Origin of the sequence: Hydrogenophaga sp. (assembly GCF_031426985.1) — a bacterium.
GTDB lineage: Bacteria > Pseudomonadota > Gammaproteobacteria > Burkholderiales > Burkholderiaceae_C > Hydrogenophaga.
Genome location: NZ_JASJOY010000004.1, coordinates 137,245 through 152,010 on the forward strand (window position 1 = coordinate 137,245; position 14,766 = coordinate 152,010).

15 protein-coding genes are annotated in these 14,766 nt (G+C 66.5%); 11 read left to right on the forward strand and 4 right to left on the reverse strand.

What is annotated here, in order from left to right:
- Positions 1–168: 168 nt before the first annotated feature.
- The 7 genes from RMP09_RS00780 to RMP09_RS00810 all read left to right on the forward strand — a co-directional run bounded on the left by RMP09_RS00780 (position 169) and on the right by RMP09_RS00810 (position 8,818).
- Positions 169–1,356, forward strand: coding sequence for an extracellular solute-binding protein (locus tag RMP09_RS00780; protein ID WP_310564099.1), 1,188 nt, complete (start codon positions 169–171; stop codon positions 1,354–1,356).
- A 99-nt stretch (positions 1,357–1,455) separates the two neighbouring features.
- Positions 1,456–2,559 (forward strand): ABC transporter ATP-binding protein, encoded by a 1,104-nt coding sequence (locus RMP09_RS00785; protein ID WP_310564100.1) that lies wholly within the window; start codon positions 1,456–1,458, stop codon positions 2,557–2,559.
- A gap of 18 nt (positions 2,560–2,577) precedes the next feature.
- Entirely contained in the window at positions 2,578–3,489 is a 912-nt protein-coding gene (locus RMP09_RS00790) for an ABC transporter permease (protein ID WP_310564101.1), read from the forward strand.
- Positions 3,490–3,501: 12 nt separating this feature from the next.
- Positions 3,502–4,362 (forward strand): ABC transporter permease subunit, encoded by an 861-nt coding sequence (locus RMP09_RS00795; RefSeq protein WP_310564102.1) that lies wholly within the window; start codon positions 3,502–3,504, stop codon positions 4,360–4,362.
- Between the two features lie 154 nt (positions 4,363–4,516).
- Complete coding sequence (locus RMP09_RS00800; RefSeq protein WP_310564103.1) at positions 4,517–5,995, forward strand: aldehyde dehydrogenase; 1,479 nt, start codon at positions 4,517–4,519, stop codon at positions 5,993–5,995.
- Positions 5,996–6,130: 135 nt separating this feature from the next.
- Positions 6,131–7,426: a 4-aminobutyrate--2-oxoglutarate transaminase gene (gene gabT / locus RMP09_RS00805; protein ID WP_310564104.1), complete on the forward strand. Its 1,296-nt coding sequence runs from the start codon at positions 6,131–6,133 to the stop codon at positions 7,424–7,426.
- Between the two features lie 54 nt (positions 7,427–7,480).
- Positions 7,481–8,818, forward strand: coding sequence for a type III glutamate--ammonia ligase (locus RMP09_RS00810; protein ID WP_310564105.1), 1,338 nt, complete (start codon positions 7,481–7,483; stop codon positions 8,816–8,818).
- A gap of 72 nt (positions 8,819–8,890) precedes the next feature.
- On the opposite strand, the gene RMP09_RS00815 is transcribed toward RMP09_RS00810, so the two are convergent.
- Positions 8,891–10,102 carry a porin gene (locus tag RMP09_RS00815; RefSeq protein ID WP_310564106.1) on the reverse strand — a complete coding sequence of 404 codons (1,212 nt, stop codon included), beginning with the start codon at positions 10,100–10,102 and terminating at the stop codon, positions 8,891–8,893.
- Between RMP09_RS00815 and RMP09_RS00820 the strand changes: the two genes are divergently transcribed.
- Positions 10,023–10,775 (forward strand): hypothetical protein, encoded by a 753-nt coding sequence (locus tag RMP09_RS00820; protein ID WP_310564107.1) that lies wholly within the window; start codon positions 10,023–10,025, stop codon positions 10,773–10,775. The genes RMP09_RS00815 and RMP09_RS00820 overlap by 80 nt on opposite strands.
- A gap of 22 nt (positions 10,776–10,797) precedes the next feature.
- On the opposite strand, the gene RMP09_RS00825 is transcribed toward RMP09_RS00820, so the two are convergent.
- The 3 genes from RMP09_RS00825 to RMP09_RS00835 form a co-directional block, all read right to left on the reverse strand.
- Positions 10,798–11,571 (reverse strand): class II aldolase/adducin family protein, encoded by a 774-nt coding sequence (locus RMP09_RS00825; RefSeq protein ID WP_310564108.1) that lies wholly within the window; start codon positions 11,569–11,571, stop codon positions 10,798–10,800.
- A 202-nt stretch (positions 11,572–11,773) separates the two neighbouring features.
- On the reverse strand, positions 11,774–11,965 hold the full coding sequence (locus tag RMP09_RS00830) for a DUF2892 domain-containing protein (protein WP_310564109.1): 192 nt from the start codon (positions 11,963–11,965) through the stop codon (positions 11,774–11,776).
- Between the two features lie 117 nt (positions 11,966–12,082).
- Complete coding sequence (locus RMP09_RS00835) at positions 12,083–12,730, reverse strand: Crp/Fnr family transcriptional regulator (protein ID WP_310564110.1); 648 nt, start codon at positions 12,728–12,730, stop codon at positions 12,083–12,085.
- A 129-nt stretch (positions 12,731–12,859) separates the two neighbouring features.
- Between RMP09_RS00835 and RMP09_RS00840 the strand changes: the two genes are divergently transcribed.
- Genes RMP09_RS00840 through RMP09_RS00850 form a run of 3 tightly spaced genes read left to right on the forward strand, consistent with a single transcriptional unit; the run spans position 12,860 to position 14,618 of the window.
- Positions 12,860–13,414 carry a cytochrome b gene (locus tag RMP09_RS00840; protein ID WP_310564111.1) on the forward strand — a complete coding sequence of 185 codons (555 nt, stop codon included), beginning with the start codon at positions 12,860–12,862 and terminating at the stop codon, positions 13,412–13,414.
- A gap of 20 nt (positions 13,415–13,434) precedes the next feature.
- Positions 13,435–13,998 carry a YceI family protein gene (locus RMP09_RS00845; protein ID WP_310564112.1) on the forward strand — a complete coding sequence of 188 codons (564 nt, stop codon included), beginning with the start codon at positions 13,435–13,437 and terminating at the stop codon, positions 13,996–13,998.
- Between the two features lie 47 nt (positions 13,999–14,045).
- A complete protein-coding gene (locus RMP09_RS00850) occupies positions 14,046–14,618 on the forward strand; it encodes a YceI family protein (RefSeq protein WP_310564113.1) in 573 nt (190 codons plus the stop codon).
- Positions 14,619–14,766 lie beyond the last annotated feature (148 nt).

Here is a 14,766-nt window from a genome sequence, read left to right on the forward strand (position 1 = left end):
TGCGGGTTGCCGCCATGAGCGCGGTTCCGATTCTTTGTTACAGTCCCGCGATGCCCCGTTTCGGGGATATTCTTGGTCTGCAAATTGCTAGCTTGAACCTCAGCAACGCAGCCGGTTTCAGCGTGTCATCCCACCGGTTCCATCCCTTTCACAGGAGTGTTCACCATCATGTTGAAGAAGTCCGTCCTGGCCCTGGCCATCTCGTCCGCCATCGTTCTGGCCGCCTGCGGCAAGAAGGAAGAACCGGCCCCTGCGCCGGCCGCCCCGGTGGCCGCCGCGCCCGCCCCCGCCGCTGAACCCGCCAAGCCCGCCGGCCCGGTGTTCGACGACGAGAAGGTGCTGAACATCTACAACTGGCCCGACTACATCCCCGAAGGCATGGTCGCCGCCTTCGAGAAGGAAACCGGCATCAAGGTCAACTACGACACCTTCGAGACCAACGAGGCCCTGCACGCCAAACTGGTGGCCGGCAACACCGGTTACGACATCGTGGTGCCCGGCACCGTGTTCGCCAAGGGCCAGATCGAAGGTGGCCTGCTGCAGCCGCTGAAGAAGGACCAGATCCCCAACCTGGCCAACATGGACCCGGCCATCATGCAGGTGCTGACCAAGGCCGATCCGGACAACGCGCACCTGGTGCCGTGGGCCTGGGGCTTCACGACGGTGGGCATCAACAAGACCAAGGCCGAGAAGGCCCTGGGCGGCATGGCCATGCCCGAGAACGCCTGGGACCTGGTGTTCAAGCCCGAGTACACCAGCAAGCTCAAGAAGTGCGGCATCGCCTACCTGGATTCGCCGACCGAGATCGTCCCGGTGGCGCTGCACTACATCGGCAAGGACGCCTACTCCAACGACCCGGCCGATTACAAGGCCGCCAACGAGATGCTGGCCAAGGTGCGCAAGGACATCCGCCTGTTCAGCTCGACCATGATCGACGACATCGCCGGCGGCAAGGCCTGCGTGGCGATCGGCTGGTCCGGCGACATCAACCAGGCCGCCGCCCGCGCCAAGGAAAACGGTTCCAAGGACGTGATCGAAGCCCTGCTGCCCAGCACCGGCGCGCTGATCTTCTTTGACACCATGGCCGTGGCCAAGGACGCCAAGCACCCGAACAACGCCGCTGCGTTCATCGACTTCTACCTGCGCCCGGAAAACGCCGCCGCCATGGCCAACGACATGGGCTACCCCACCGGCAACAAGGCCGGCATGGACAAGGTCAACCCCGAGATCGCGGGCAACAAGACCATCTTCGTCGAGGCCGACTACATGACCAAGATGATCCCGCCCAGCAGCTTCACCAACGAAGCGCGTGAAGCGATGTCCAACGCTTACAACAGCTTCAAGAAGGGCAAGTAAGCACCGGCCGCTTTCGAGCGACGCCTGAACCGGGCTGTTCGTACCCTGCGTATGAACAGCCCTTTTTGTATCTGAATCTCCAACAACAAGGGGTCTCCCATGGCAGCAGCCGGCACGCAAGAAGGCTATCTGGTCACGGAAAAACTGGTCAAGCGATTCGACGAGGCGGTGGCCGTGGACGAGGTGTCGCTGTCCATCGGCAAGGGCGAGATCTTCGCGCTGCTGGGCAGCTCGGGCTGCGGCAAGTCCACGTTGCTGCGCATGCTGGCCGGCTTCGAGACCCCGACCAAGGGCCGCATCCTGCTCGGTGGCCAGGACGTGGCCAACATGCCGCCCTACGAGCGTCCGGTGAACATGATGTTCCAGAGCTATGCGCTGTTCCCGCACCTGAACATCTGGGAGAACGTGGCCTTTGGCTTGAAGCGCGAAGGCCTGTCCAAGGCCGAGGTGCAGCAGCGCACCGACGAGATGCTGGGCCTGGTGCAGCTCACGCCGTATGCCAAGCGCAAGCCGCACCAGCTCTCGGGCGGGCAGCAGCAGCGCGTGGCGCTGGCGCGCAGCCTGGCCAAGAAACCCAAGCTGCTGCTGCTGGACGAGCCGCTGGGCGCGCTGGACAAGAAGCTGCGCGAGCAGACCCAGTTCGAGCTGGTCAACATCATCGAGAAGGTGGGCGTGACGGTGGTGATGGTGACGCACGACCAGGAAGAGGCCATGACCATGGCCAGCCGCATCGCCGTCATGAGCAAGGGGCGCGTGCTGCAGGTGGGCACGCCGCAGCAGATTTACGAATACCCGGCCAACCGCTTCGTGGCCGACTTCATCGGCAACGTCAACCTGTTCGAAGGCAAGCTGACGGTGGACGAACCCGACCGCTGCGCGGTGAGCACGCCGATCGGCGAGGTCCACGTGGGCCACGGCATCAGCGGCGCGCTGGACATGCCGGTGGCGGTGGCCGTGCGGCCCGAGAAGATCGACATCGCCAAGGAACGGCCGGCCAATGTGGACCACAACCTGTTCGCAGGGCGGGTCAAGGAGATCGGCTACTTCGGTTCGTACAACACCTACATCGTGGTCACGCCGCAGGGCAGCAAGATCAAGATCACCGAGCCCAACGGCTCGCGCCACGAGGCGCTGGACATCACCTGGGAGGACGACGTGTTCTTCTGGTGGGACGACTTGGACGCTGTGGTCCTGCGCGACTGAACCCGAAGGAGCACCACCATGGCTTCACCCCTACCGGTTCCAGGCAAGCGCTTCGTCATCGGCCTGCCCTATGGCTGGCTGACCGTCTTCTTTCTGCTGCCCTTTCTGATCCTGCTGTACATCAGCTTCGTGGACCAGGGCGAGAGCATCAACCCGTTCAAGCCGATCTGGGACCCGGAGACGGGCATCCTCGCGCTCAAGTACGAGAACTACTGGACCATCTTCCGCGATGGTGATCTGGGCGAGCTGTTCCAGACCATCTACATCGAGGCCTACCTGCGCTCGATCTGGTACGCGCTGCTCACCGCCTTGCTGTGCCTGGCCTTCGGCTACCCGTTCGCCTACTTCATCGCGCGCTCGGCGCCCGCGGTGCGACCGGCGCTGCTGATGATGGTGATGCTGCCGTTCTGGACGTCGTTCCTGCTGCGCGTCTACGCGTGGAAAGGCATCCTGGCCGACCAGGGCGTGATCAACACGCTGCTGATGGGGCTGGGCCTCATCGACGAGCCCATCCTCATGCTCTACACCAACGTCTCGATGCTGGTGGGCATGACCTATGTGTACCTGCCCTTCATGGTGCTGCCGCTGTACGCCAACCTGGTGAAGATGGACTTCCGCCTGCTCGAAGCCGCCTACGACCTGGGCACCACGCCCTTCAAGGCCTTCTGGCTGGTGACGGTGCCACTGTCCAAGGCCGGCATCATCGCCGGCTTCATGCTGGTGTTCATCCCGGCGCTGGGCGAGTTCGTGATCCCCTCGCTGCTGGGCGGGCCGGAGAACATCATGATCGGCCGCGTGGTCTGGGACGAGATGTTCACCAGCAACAACTGGCCGCGCGCCTCGGCGCTGGCGGTGGTGATGATCCTGCTCATCATCGTGCCGCTGGCGATCTACTACCACTACACCGGCGAACAGGCCGAACAGCGCTGAACGGAGGACACCATGCGATTCCTCGAAAAACACTTCGGCAAGCTGTGGATGGCGGCGGTCTACGTGTTCCTGTACCTGCCGCTGTTCTTCATGATCGTGTTCAGCTTCAACAGCACCCGGCAGGACGCGAATTTCACCGGCTTTTCGCTGCGCTGGTACGAGGCGCTCACGCGCGACACCAAGATCGTCGAGGGCTTCTGGCTGTCGGTGAAGGTGGCCGCGGTCACCGGCGTGCTGTCGGCCATCCTGGGCACCTTCGCCGCCTTCGTGCTGGTGCGCTACCGCAAGTTCCTGGGCCGCACCGTCTTCTCGGGCATGGTCAACGCGCCCCTGGTGATGCCCGAGGTGGTGATCGGCCTGTCGCTGCTGCTGCTGATGGTGGGCGCGCAGAACGCCTTCGGCTGGCCCGAGCGCGGCATGCTGACCATCATCCTGGGCCACACCCTGCTGGGCATGGCCTACGGCATGGTGGTGATCCAGAGTCGGCTGATGGAGATGGACCGCCGCATCGAAGAGGCCGCCATGGACCTGGGTGCGCGCCCGCACCAGGTGTTCTTCCTGATCACGCTGCCCAACATCTTCCAGGCCATCCTGGCGGCTTTCCTGCTGAGCTTCACGCTGAGCTTCGACGACGTGGTGATCTCCGAATTCCTCTCCGGCCCGGGCGTGTCCACGCTGCCGCAGGTGATCTTCGGCTACGCGCGCCGCGGCATCAACCCGACCATCTACGCCGCGGCCACGCTGCTCATCACCACCGTGACCATCGTCATCGTGGGCTACAGCGTCTGGGTGGCGCGGCAGACGCGTCAGCGCGAACGCGAGATCGCGGCGGCGACCCGGGCCGAACTCGCCGCCCTGTCCACCGTGAAGTGAGCATCGCGCGACCGGAACGCCAAGCAGGCCTGCGGGCCTGCTTTTTTGTGCTCGGCTCAGGCCACTGGATGCGCGGCCGGACGGCAAAGTGGATTGCATGATGGCATGGAATCCGGCGTAGCATGGGGCCAATTCATTGTGGAGATCCGTGCCCATGTCCGACACTTCGACCCCCAGTTTCGACGGCCGTGCCGTCATCAATGGTGAACGCGTCGCCGCGCGCGACGGCCAGACCTTCGACTGCATTTCCCCGGTCGACGGCCGCCTGCTGACCCAGGTGGCGCGCTGCGGCCAGAGCGACATCGACGCCGCCGTGGCCGCCGCCCGCGCCGCGTTTGAAGACCGCCGCTGGGCCGGCAAGGCGCCCGCCGCCCGCAAGCGCACCATGATCAAGTTCGCCGAGCTGATCCAGGCCAACGGCGATCTGCTGGCGTTGACCGAGGCGCTGGACATGGGCAAGCCGGTGAAATACGCCAAGGGCGTGGACGTGAACAGTGCGGCCAACTGCGTGCGCTGGTACGGCGAGGCGGTGGACAAGGTCTACGACGAGATCGCGCCCACGCCCGACACCGCGCTGGCCCTGATCACCCGCGAGCCGGTGGGCGTGGTCGGCGTCATCGTGCCCTGGAACTACCCCATGATCATGGCCGCGTGGAAGATCGCGCCGGCGCTGGCTGCGGGCAACTCGGTGGTGCTCAAGCCGTCGGAAAAGAGCCCGCTGACCGCGCTCAAGCTGGCCGAGCTGGCGCTGGAGGCCGGCATTCCGGCCGGCGTGTTCAACGTGGTGCCCGGCTACGGCCCCGAGGCCGGCAGCCCGCTGGCGCTGCACATGGATGTGGACTGCATTGCGTTCACAGGCAGCACCCGCGTGGGCAAGCAGATCCATGTGATGGCCGGGCAGAGCAACCTCAAACGCGCCTGGACCGAGCTGGGCGGCAAGTCGCCCAACATCGTGTTCGCCGACTGCCCGGATCTGGACAAGGCGGTCGAGGCCTCGGTGGGCAGCATCTTCTTCAACCAGGGCGAGAGCTGCAACGCGCCCTCGCGCCTGTTCGTCGAGGCGAGCATCAAGGACGCCTTCCTGGAGAAGGCGCTCAAGCTGGTGCCGCAGTACCAGCCGGGCAATCCGCTGGACAAGAACACCGTCATGGGCGCCATCGTCGACCAGATCCAGCTGGACAACGTGATGCGCTACATCGGTCTGGGCCAGAGCGAGGGCGCGAAGCTGCTGGCCGGTGGCGAACGCGTCGCCCCCGTGGCCGGTGGCTGCTATGTGCAGCCCACCATCTTCGACGGTGTGACCAACAGCATGACGATTGCGCGCGAAGAGATCTTTGGCCCGGTGCTGTCGGTGCTGTCGTTCACCGACGCGGCCGACGTGGTGAAGCAGGCCAACGCCAACATCTACGGCCTGCAGGCCGCCGTGTGGACGCGCGACATCAACAAGGCGCACGGCGTGGCGCGCGCACTGCGCGCGGGCACGGTACACGTCAACTCCTACGACGAGGACGACATCACCGTGCCCTTCGGCGGCTTCAAGCAGAGCGGGGTGGGGCGCGACAAGTCGCTGCACGCGTTCGACAAGTACACCGAGACGAAAACCACCTGGATAAGGATTGATTCCCCGCTGTAAGCGGGGCATCGGAAGACCCCCTGCGCCGCTGCGCGGCTTCCCACCTGAAAAGGGGGGGCCACGCTTGCGGCCCGGCAAAGCCGGTTCCGCGCGTGCTGGACCAAACCCTTCTCGCCCACTTTTCTGGAGAATTCGATGAACGCCATCAACGACCTCAAGACCGAGCACACCAACGCCGCCTGGCACGCGCGCCGGCAGGCGGCCACGCCGCGCGGCGTGGGCGTGATGGGCGACTTTTTCATCGAGCGCGCTAGGAACGCCGAGTTCTGGGACATCGAGGGCCGGCGCTTCATCGACTTCGCGGGCGGCATCGCGGTGCTCAACACCGGCCATGTGCACCCCAAGGTGCAGGCGGCGATCGCGGCGCAGCTGCAGCGCTTCACCCACAGCTGCTACCAGGTGGTGCCCTACACCGAGTACGTGGCGCTGGCCGAGCGCATCAACGCCATCGTGCCCATCGAAGGCCCGGCCAAGACGGCCTTCTTCTCGACCGGCGCCGAGGCGGTGGAGAACGCGATCAAGATCGCGCGCTCGTCCACCGGTCGCAGTGGGGTGATCGCCTTCGGCGCCGCCTTCCATGGCCGCAGCCTGTTTGCGGTGGCGCTGACCGGCAAGGTCCAGCCCTACAAGGCCGGCTTCGGCCCCTTCCCGCCCGAGATCTACCACGTGCCCTTCCCCTGCCACTGCAGTTCGCTGGCCGACACGAAGAAGGCGATGGAGCACGTGTTCAAGTGCGACATCGAGCCCAGCCGCGTGGCGGCCATCGTCTTCGAGCCGGTGCAGGGCGAGGGCGGCTTCAACCCGATCCAGCAAGAGGCGGTGCTCTGGCTGCGTCAGCTGTGCGACCAGCACGGCATCCTGCTGATCGCCGACGAGGTGCAGACCGGCTTCGCGCGCACCGGCAAGATGTTTGCGATGGAGCACTACGGCGCCAAACCGGACCTGATCACCATGGCCAAGAGCATGGCCGGCGGCACGACCCTTTCGGCGGTCTCGGGCCGGCAGGCGGTGATGGACGGCCCGGCGCCCGGCGGCCTGGGCGGCACCTACGCCGGCAACCCGCTGGCCATAGCCGCGTCGCACGCGGTGCTGGACGTGATGCAGGAGGAACGTCTGCCCGAGCGCGCGCAAATTCTCGGAGACCGGCTGGTCGCGCATCTGAAGGTGCACCAGGCGAAGCAACCACGCATCGCCGACGTGCGCGGCCTGGGCGCCATGGTGGCGGCCGAGTTCGTGGATGCGGCCGGCGCACCCGATGCCGACCTGACCAAGCGCATCCAGGCCGCGGCCTTGAAGCGTGGCCTGCTGCTGCTGACCTGCGGTGTCTACGGCAACGTGATCCGTTTCCTGTTCCCGCTGACCATCGAGGACAACATCTTTGCCGAGGCGCTGGGCGTGTTCGACGCCGCGCTGGCCGAGGCCCTGGCCTGAGGCCTTCTTCTCCTCCGGCCGGGCTTGCCCGGCTTTTTTGTGCCTGGAATCCGCATGACCCTGCCCAGCCTCGACCAACGCATCCACACCCTGCGCGAGCAGGGCGTCCACACGGTGATGGCCACCTTCACCGACCTGCACGGCGTGCCCAAGGGCAAGCTGCTGCCGCTGGAGGCCCTGCCCGACGCGGTGGCGGTGGGCGCGGGCTTCGCGGGGCCGAGCATCTGGGGCACCGGCCTGCCGCGCATGGGCGCGCGCAGCGAGTACTTTGGCCGCGTGGTCCCCGAGAGCCTGCGGCCGCTGCCCTGGCTGCCGGGCGTGGCCCACGCGGTCTGCGACGGCTTTGCGGGCGGCGAACCGCTGGAAACCTGCTCGCGGCAATTGCTCAAGCGCCAGCTGGGCCGGCTGCGCGAACGCGGCTGGACCTTCCATGTGGGCATCGAGCCCGAGTTCTTTCTGCTGCGCCGTGGGGAGGACGGTCGCTGGGGCGTGGCCGACGGCGAGGACCGGCTGGGCAAACCGTCCTACGACCTCCAGGCCATCGTGCGCAACCACGGCTTTCTGGACGACATGCGGCGCCACTTGGGCGCGCTCGGGTTCGAGCTGCAGCAGATGGACCACGAGGACGCGACGGGCCAGTACGAGATCAACTACCGCTTCGACGAGGCCCTGGCCGCAGCCGACCGCTACCAGCTGTTCAAGCTCACCGCGCACGCGGTGGCGCAGCAGCACGGCCAGGTGTTTTCGTGCATGCCCAAGCCGCTGGCGGGCGCGCCGGGCAGCGGCCTGCATTTCCACCTGAGCCTGACCGACGAGCAGGGGGCGGCGCCGATGGCCGACGCCGACGGACCCATGGGGCTGAGCGTGACCGGGCAGCGGTTTGCGGCCGGCCTGCTGGAGCACGGCGACGCGCTGGCCGCGCTGTGCGCGCCCACGGTCAACAGCTACAAACGGCTGGCGGTGAGCGAGAGCGCCTCGGGCACCACCTGGTCGCCGGTGTGGAAGGCGGCGGGCGACAACAACCGCACCTGCCTCGTGCGCACGGTGGCCGGCCGCATCGAATGGCGCCTGCCCGACCCGTCGTGCAATGTGTACGCGGCGCTGGCGGCCACGCTGGCCGCGGGGCTGGACGGCATCGATCGCGAGCTGCCCGCGCCCGAGGCCTGCGACCAGGACCTGTACCAGCGCCACGCCGCTGGGGAACCGATGCCCCTGCGTCTGCCGCGCGACCTGCACGACGCCCTGGTCGCGCTGCGGGCCGACGCGATCCTGTGCGACGACGTGGGCCCGGCGTTCTGTGAACAGTTCCTGCAGCTCAAGCGCGCCGAGTGGGACGCCTACGCGCAGCAGGTGAGCGATTGGGAGCTGGTGCGTTACGCCAATGCCGGTTGAGCGCCGACATGAAAAAAGCCACTGCATGCAGTGGCTTTTGGGTGTCCTGAAAGCGGCCAAGGCCGCTGAGGATCAGAACGTGTGCTTGATGCCAGCGCCCACGCGGCTTTCGTCTTTTGCACCCTCGACGTTGCGCAGACCACCGTACACCGTGGTGCGCTTGGACAGCGAGTAGGCGGCGCCGACGGCCACACCGTAGTTGCGCTGGGCACCGTCTGCCTTGGACGAGGCGTAGCCAGCCGACAGCACCAGGTTGGCGGACAGGGGCACGTCAGCGCCGATGGACCAGTCGGTGCTATCGGCTGCAACGGTTTCATTGGTCTTGCCGTAGCCAGCCAGCAGCTTGAACGAACCGAAGTCGTAGGAACCGTTCAAACGGGTGAACTTGGCGGTGGCCACTTCGGTGTCGTCCTGGTAGCCAAAGCCAACGTAGATCGGGCCGCCTTCGTACTTGACGTGCACGGAGGTCACAGCATTCTTGGAGCCGTCCAGCGAGTAGCTGACCGCGCCGCTCACGCCACCGAAGGAGGGCGATGCGTAGTAGATGTTGCTGCCGGGGTTGCTGATGTAGTCAGCGCTTTTCCAGACGGAGGTCGGCGCCAGCTTCGAGTCGAACACCGGGTTGGTGGCGCCGGAGATGTCGTCGTAGGCGGTGTACACGTTGCCGAACTTGACTTCACCGAAACCACCGCCCAGGCCGACGTAGGCTTGGCGGTTGAAACCGGCTGCGGCACCACTGGTCAGGTCAATACCTTCTTCCAGCAGGAAGTTGGCCTTCAGACCGCCGCCGAGGTCTTCGGTGCCCTTGAAGCCCAGACGGCTGCCGCTCACGCCGCCGTTGGTCATCTTGGTGGGCTTGCTGGGTTCGCCACGCACGTCGTCCTTGTGGATGATCACATCGGCAACGCCGTACACGTTGAGGCTCGATTGCGCGGAGGCGGCGGACATGGCGGCAAGGGCGGCGACAGCAATGAGAGATTTCTTCATGATTTCTTTCGTGTTCAGGTTGAATGGGTGGCGTCCTTGGACGCACGGGCTAACTATAGTGGGCCAAGGGGAAACCCGTAACCCTAAACGGAGCGGAAAACGTGGATGACGGGGCGCGGCTGATACATTTGCGCAACATTCGACCCGTTCGTCGTGCATTTCGCCGCCTGGCCTGTGACGTTCGGTGCAGCCAGGATTGCTTTCACATTTCGTGGCCTTGACCGCCTCCAACCCCCCCAAAACCTGGACCAAAAGCGCCGACCGGCCCTTGCGCAGCCTGCGCAAGTCGCTGGGCATTTGGCTTTTTGCGCATTTTGTCGGGGTCCCAGTGCCGTGGGCCGCGGCGCGCCAGACCGATGGTCGGATCTTGCTGGCCTACGAGCACGAGCGCCTGCTGGCCCTGGCGGCGGCGGGTGAGCGGGTGCCGCCCGTGCTGGCTTTCGACGGCGACAGCCTGGTGTCGGGCGACATCGGGACCACGTTGGACCACTGTTTGCACCGTTCGCCCGAAGTCGAGCGCTTGCCGCTGATGTGTGCGGCGGCGGCCGATCTGGCCAGCTTCCACGCGCGTGGTCAGTGGCATGGTGGGGCGCAGACCCGCAACATCACCTGGGACGGCCAGCACTTCGCGCGCCTGGATTTTGAAGAATGCCTGCAGCCGGGCATGCCGCTGGCCACGGTGCAGATCTACGACGCGCTGCAGCTGGTGCTGTCGCTGGCTCGGTACCTGCTGCCGCTGGGGCCGCAGGCGGTGCAGGCCGTGCTCAGCGCGTACGCCGACACGCCGGCCACGCGGGCGCAGGTGCCCGACCTGCGCGCCTTCCTGCGCCGCTTGTTGCCGCGGCTGCACCGCGTGTCGAGGCTGGCGGCCTGGTCGGCGCGGCTGGACCGTTCGCGCGAGCTGGAGCGGCTGCGCACGGTGCTCGATGGCATGGCCGCGTTCGTGCAGGACCTGCCGCCGCGCGCCTGATCGCGCGGCGGGCGGGGCGGCCTCAGGTCCGGTAACCCGGGTCCAGCCGTTCGACCTTGCGCAGCAGCGCGGGCCAGGCGATTTGGGCGCCTTGCCCCGCGGTGGCGATCTTCATCACCTCGCACATGCCGGCCAGGATGGCCGGGTTCACCGCCGTCAGTTCGCCACCACCGGCCAGCGCGTCGATCTGGATGCGGCAGGTGTTCTCGAAGGTGTACATCGACAAAAAGGCGTCGGCGATGCTCCTGCCCACCGTCAGCAGGCCGTGGTTGCGCAGCACCAGGAAGTTGGCCATGCCAAGGTCGGCCTGCAGGCGCGGCTTCTCGTCCGGACGGAAGGCCACGCCTTCGTAGCCGTGGTAGGCCAGCGAGGCCAGCACGAAGGTGCTCTGCTGGCTGATGGGCAGGATGCCGGCCTTTTGCGCGCTCACGGCCACGCCGGCGCGCGTGTGGGTGTGCAGCACGCACTGCACCTCGGGCCGCGCTTCGTGCACCGCGCTGTGGATCACGAAGCCGGCCGGATTCACCGGGAAGGGCGAGTCGATCAGCTTGTTGCAGGCCATGTCGACCTTGACCAGGCTGGACGCCGTGATCTCGTCGAACATCAGGCCGTAGGGGTTGATCAGGAACTGGTGGTCTCCGCCGGTGACGCTGTCGGGCAGCTTGGCGCTGATGTGGGTGAACACCAGGTCGGACCAGCCGTAGGCCGCGACCAGCCGGTAGCAGGCTGCGAGGTCGCAGCGCAATTGCCATTCCTCGGCGCTGACCGAGTCCTGGAGGGAGGGGATGTTGAGCATGCCGTGTCTCCTGCGCCGCGTCGGGATGCGCGGCTGGAGCGACATGGTCGTGCGCAGTGGGCGGCTGCGCTGTCTCACGCCAGACAACCTTGCCGGCGCGAATGGCTTTTTCGCCAAGGCCCCGTGGAACCGGCTTCGCCGGGCCACAGGGGCCGTCCCCCTGCGCAGCAGGGGGGGGAAGCCGCGCAGCGGCGCAGGGGGGTTACTTCTTCATGCTGCAGGTGTTGAAGCCCAGGAGGGCGTAAGGCGGGCACCAGCCCATCAGGCCGGTGAGCAGGGGCACGACGCCGATGTAGCCCCAGACACCGATGGTGCCCGTGGCGGCGGCGGCGATGAGGGCGAGGCCGACGGCGATGCGGAGGATGCGGTCAACGCCGCCAACGTTCTTGGTCATGGAAATCTCCTGATGAGGGTTGGAACACATGTCCGCCAGGCGGAACATGGGACGTATTGAAGCGGCATCGCCCGGTGCTGTATGTGACCCTGGTCACACAGACGGGTTCCCGGGGTGTCAGCCGCCCGAGGCCACCGCGCGCAGGCCGGCGCTGTCGCGGATGGTGATGCTCTCGCGCGAGAGCTCGACCAGGCCGTCGCGTTCGAAACGGTGCAGCAGGCGGCTGACAATCTCGCGCACCGTGCCCAGCTCGTCGGCCAGGGCCTGGTGGGTGGTCTTGAGCGTGGTCCCGTGGCCGAGCAGGGCGGCGGCCAGGCGGCTGTCGAGCTTCTGGAAGGCGATGGCCTCGATCAGCCCGGTCAGATCGGCCATGCGGGCGGCGAACAGGCCCAGCACATAGTGGCGAAAGCCCGCCTCGGCCAGCGCGGCCTGGAACTGGGGCGGCGCCAGCAGGCACAGCGTGGTGTCGCTGGTGGCCACGCCGCGCGCCGACAGCGGCTGCCCGGCAAACAGGCTGGCCGACGACACCAGGCACATTTCGCCCGGCGCCACCCGGTACAGTTCGAGTTCGCGCCCGTTGGCCGCGCTGCGCGAGACCTTGACCTCGCCGCGCAGCACCAGCGGGAAGCCCTGGCAGGCATCGGCTTCGCGGAACAGCTGGGTGCCCGCCGGCACCGAGACCGGCGCCAGCGTGGGCAGCAGCGCCGGCAAGGCGCCCAGGGCGGGGTACAGCGCCAGCAGTTCGGGCGGGACGGTGTCGGTCATGCGGCGATTGTAGGAGTCGCTGGATGTGAGCGAGATCCGAACGACGGGGCTAAGTTCGTTCGAATCATTTGAATGCAAACTTCAAGCGGCTTCACCCTGTCGTCGCCGGCGCCTGCCTAAACTGCCGGCATGACTTCCACCGCCGTCACCCGCTATCACCCCCTGGCCCGCACCCTGCACTGGTTGCTGGCACTGGGCATCGTTGGCAACTTCGCGCTGGGCCTTTACATGTCCGACCTGCCGTTCTCGCCGGCCCGGCTGCAGTACTTCAGCTGGCACAAGTGGGCGGGTGTGGGGGTGCTGGCGTTCTCGGCCATGCGCCTGCTGACGCGGCTGATGTCGCCGCCGCCCGCCTTGCCGCAGGCCATTGAAGTGGCCATGCCCGGCTGGCAGAAGCGGGCCCACCACGCCACACACGTGGCGCTGTACGCCCTGTTCTTCGCCGTGCCGCTGACCGGCTGGGCTTACAGCTCGGCCGCCGGTTTCCCGATCGTGCTGTTTGGCCTGCTGCCGCTGCCCGACTTTGTGCCCGTGAGCGAGGCGCTGGCCGACGTGCTCAAGGAAACCCACGAGCTCACCGCTTTCGCCATGGCCGCTCTGGTGCTGCTGCACGTGGCCGGGGCGCTCAAACACCAGGTCATCGACCGTGACGGGCTGCTGTCCCGCATGGGTTTTGGCCGCTGAACCGTTACTGGAGTCTTTTGATGAACACCCGTCTGCTTTCCCTGGCGCTGGTCGCCGCAAGTCTGTCCCCGCTGGCCGCCCTGGCCCAGCAGGCCATCGTCCCCGCGCAGAGCGAAGTGAGCTTCACCAGCCGCCAGATGGGCGTGCCGGTGGACGGCAAGTTCAAGACGTTCAGCGCCCAGGTGGCGTTTGATCCGGCCAAGCTGGCCACCAGCAAGATCGCCTTCACCGTGGACACCGGCAGCGCCGACATCGGCCGCGAGGCCAATGCCGAAGTGGTCAAGCCTTTGTGGTTCAACGTCGCCGCCTTCCCCAAGGCCACGTTCACCTCCAGCAGCATCAAGCGCATCGATGCCACCAAGTACGAAGTGGCCGGCAAACTGGCCATCAAGGGTGTGAGCAGCGACGTGGTCGTGCCCGTGACGCTGGCCCAAAGCGGTGCCACCACCGTGGCCAGCGGCGCCTTCCCGATCAAGCGCCTGACCTTCCGCGTGGGCGAGAAGGAGTGGGCCGACACCTCGATGGTGGCCGACGAGGTGCAGGTGAAATTCAAGATCGCCCTCACGGGTGTTCCGAAGCTTTGATACCCCTTTCTCTTTTCCCGTTTCAACCTCAATCCAGGAGTTCATCCATGCGCAAGTCCCTGTCCCTGCTGGCCGCTGCGGCCGTGCTGTCCACCGCCGGCATCGCCCAGGCCGCCGATTACGCGATCGACCCGACCCACACCTTCGCCACCTTCGAGATCGGTCACTTCGGCACCACGACCAACCGCGCCCGCTTCGACAAGAAGGACGGCAAGATCTCCTTCGACAAGGCCGCCAAGAGCGGCAAGGTCGACATCAGCATCGACACCGCTTCGGTGAACTCCGGCACCGCCATGTTCGACAAGCACCTGCAAAGCGCCGAAATCCTGAACGCCGAGAAGTTTCCCAAGGCCCAGTTCGTGTCCAGCCAGTTCGTCTTCAACGGTGACAAGGTCGCTGCGGTCGAAGGCAACCTGACCATCGCCGGCAAGACCCAGCCCGTGACCCTGAAGGCCAACCAGTTCGCCTGCTACGACAGCCCCATGCTCAAGCGTGAAGTGTGCGGTGGCGACTTCGAAGCCACCATCGACCGCACCGCCTTTGGCGTGAACTACGGCGTGGACTGGGGCTTCCCGAAGAACGTGCGCCTGGTGCTGCAGGTCGAAGCGGTGAAGCAGTAACAGGACACCCCCCTGCGCCGCTGCGCGGCTTCCCCCCGCTCTGGCGCGCCTGCGGCGCTGGGCGGGGGGACCACACCTGCGGCCGGGCAAAGCCCGTTCCGCGGTGTGCCTGGCATCAGGCGCTGCGAACCGGATCCTGTTCTTGTGC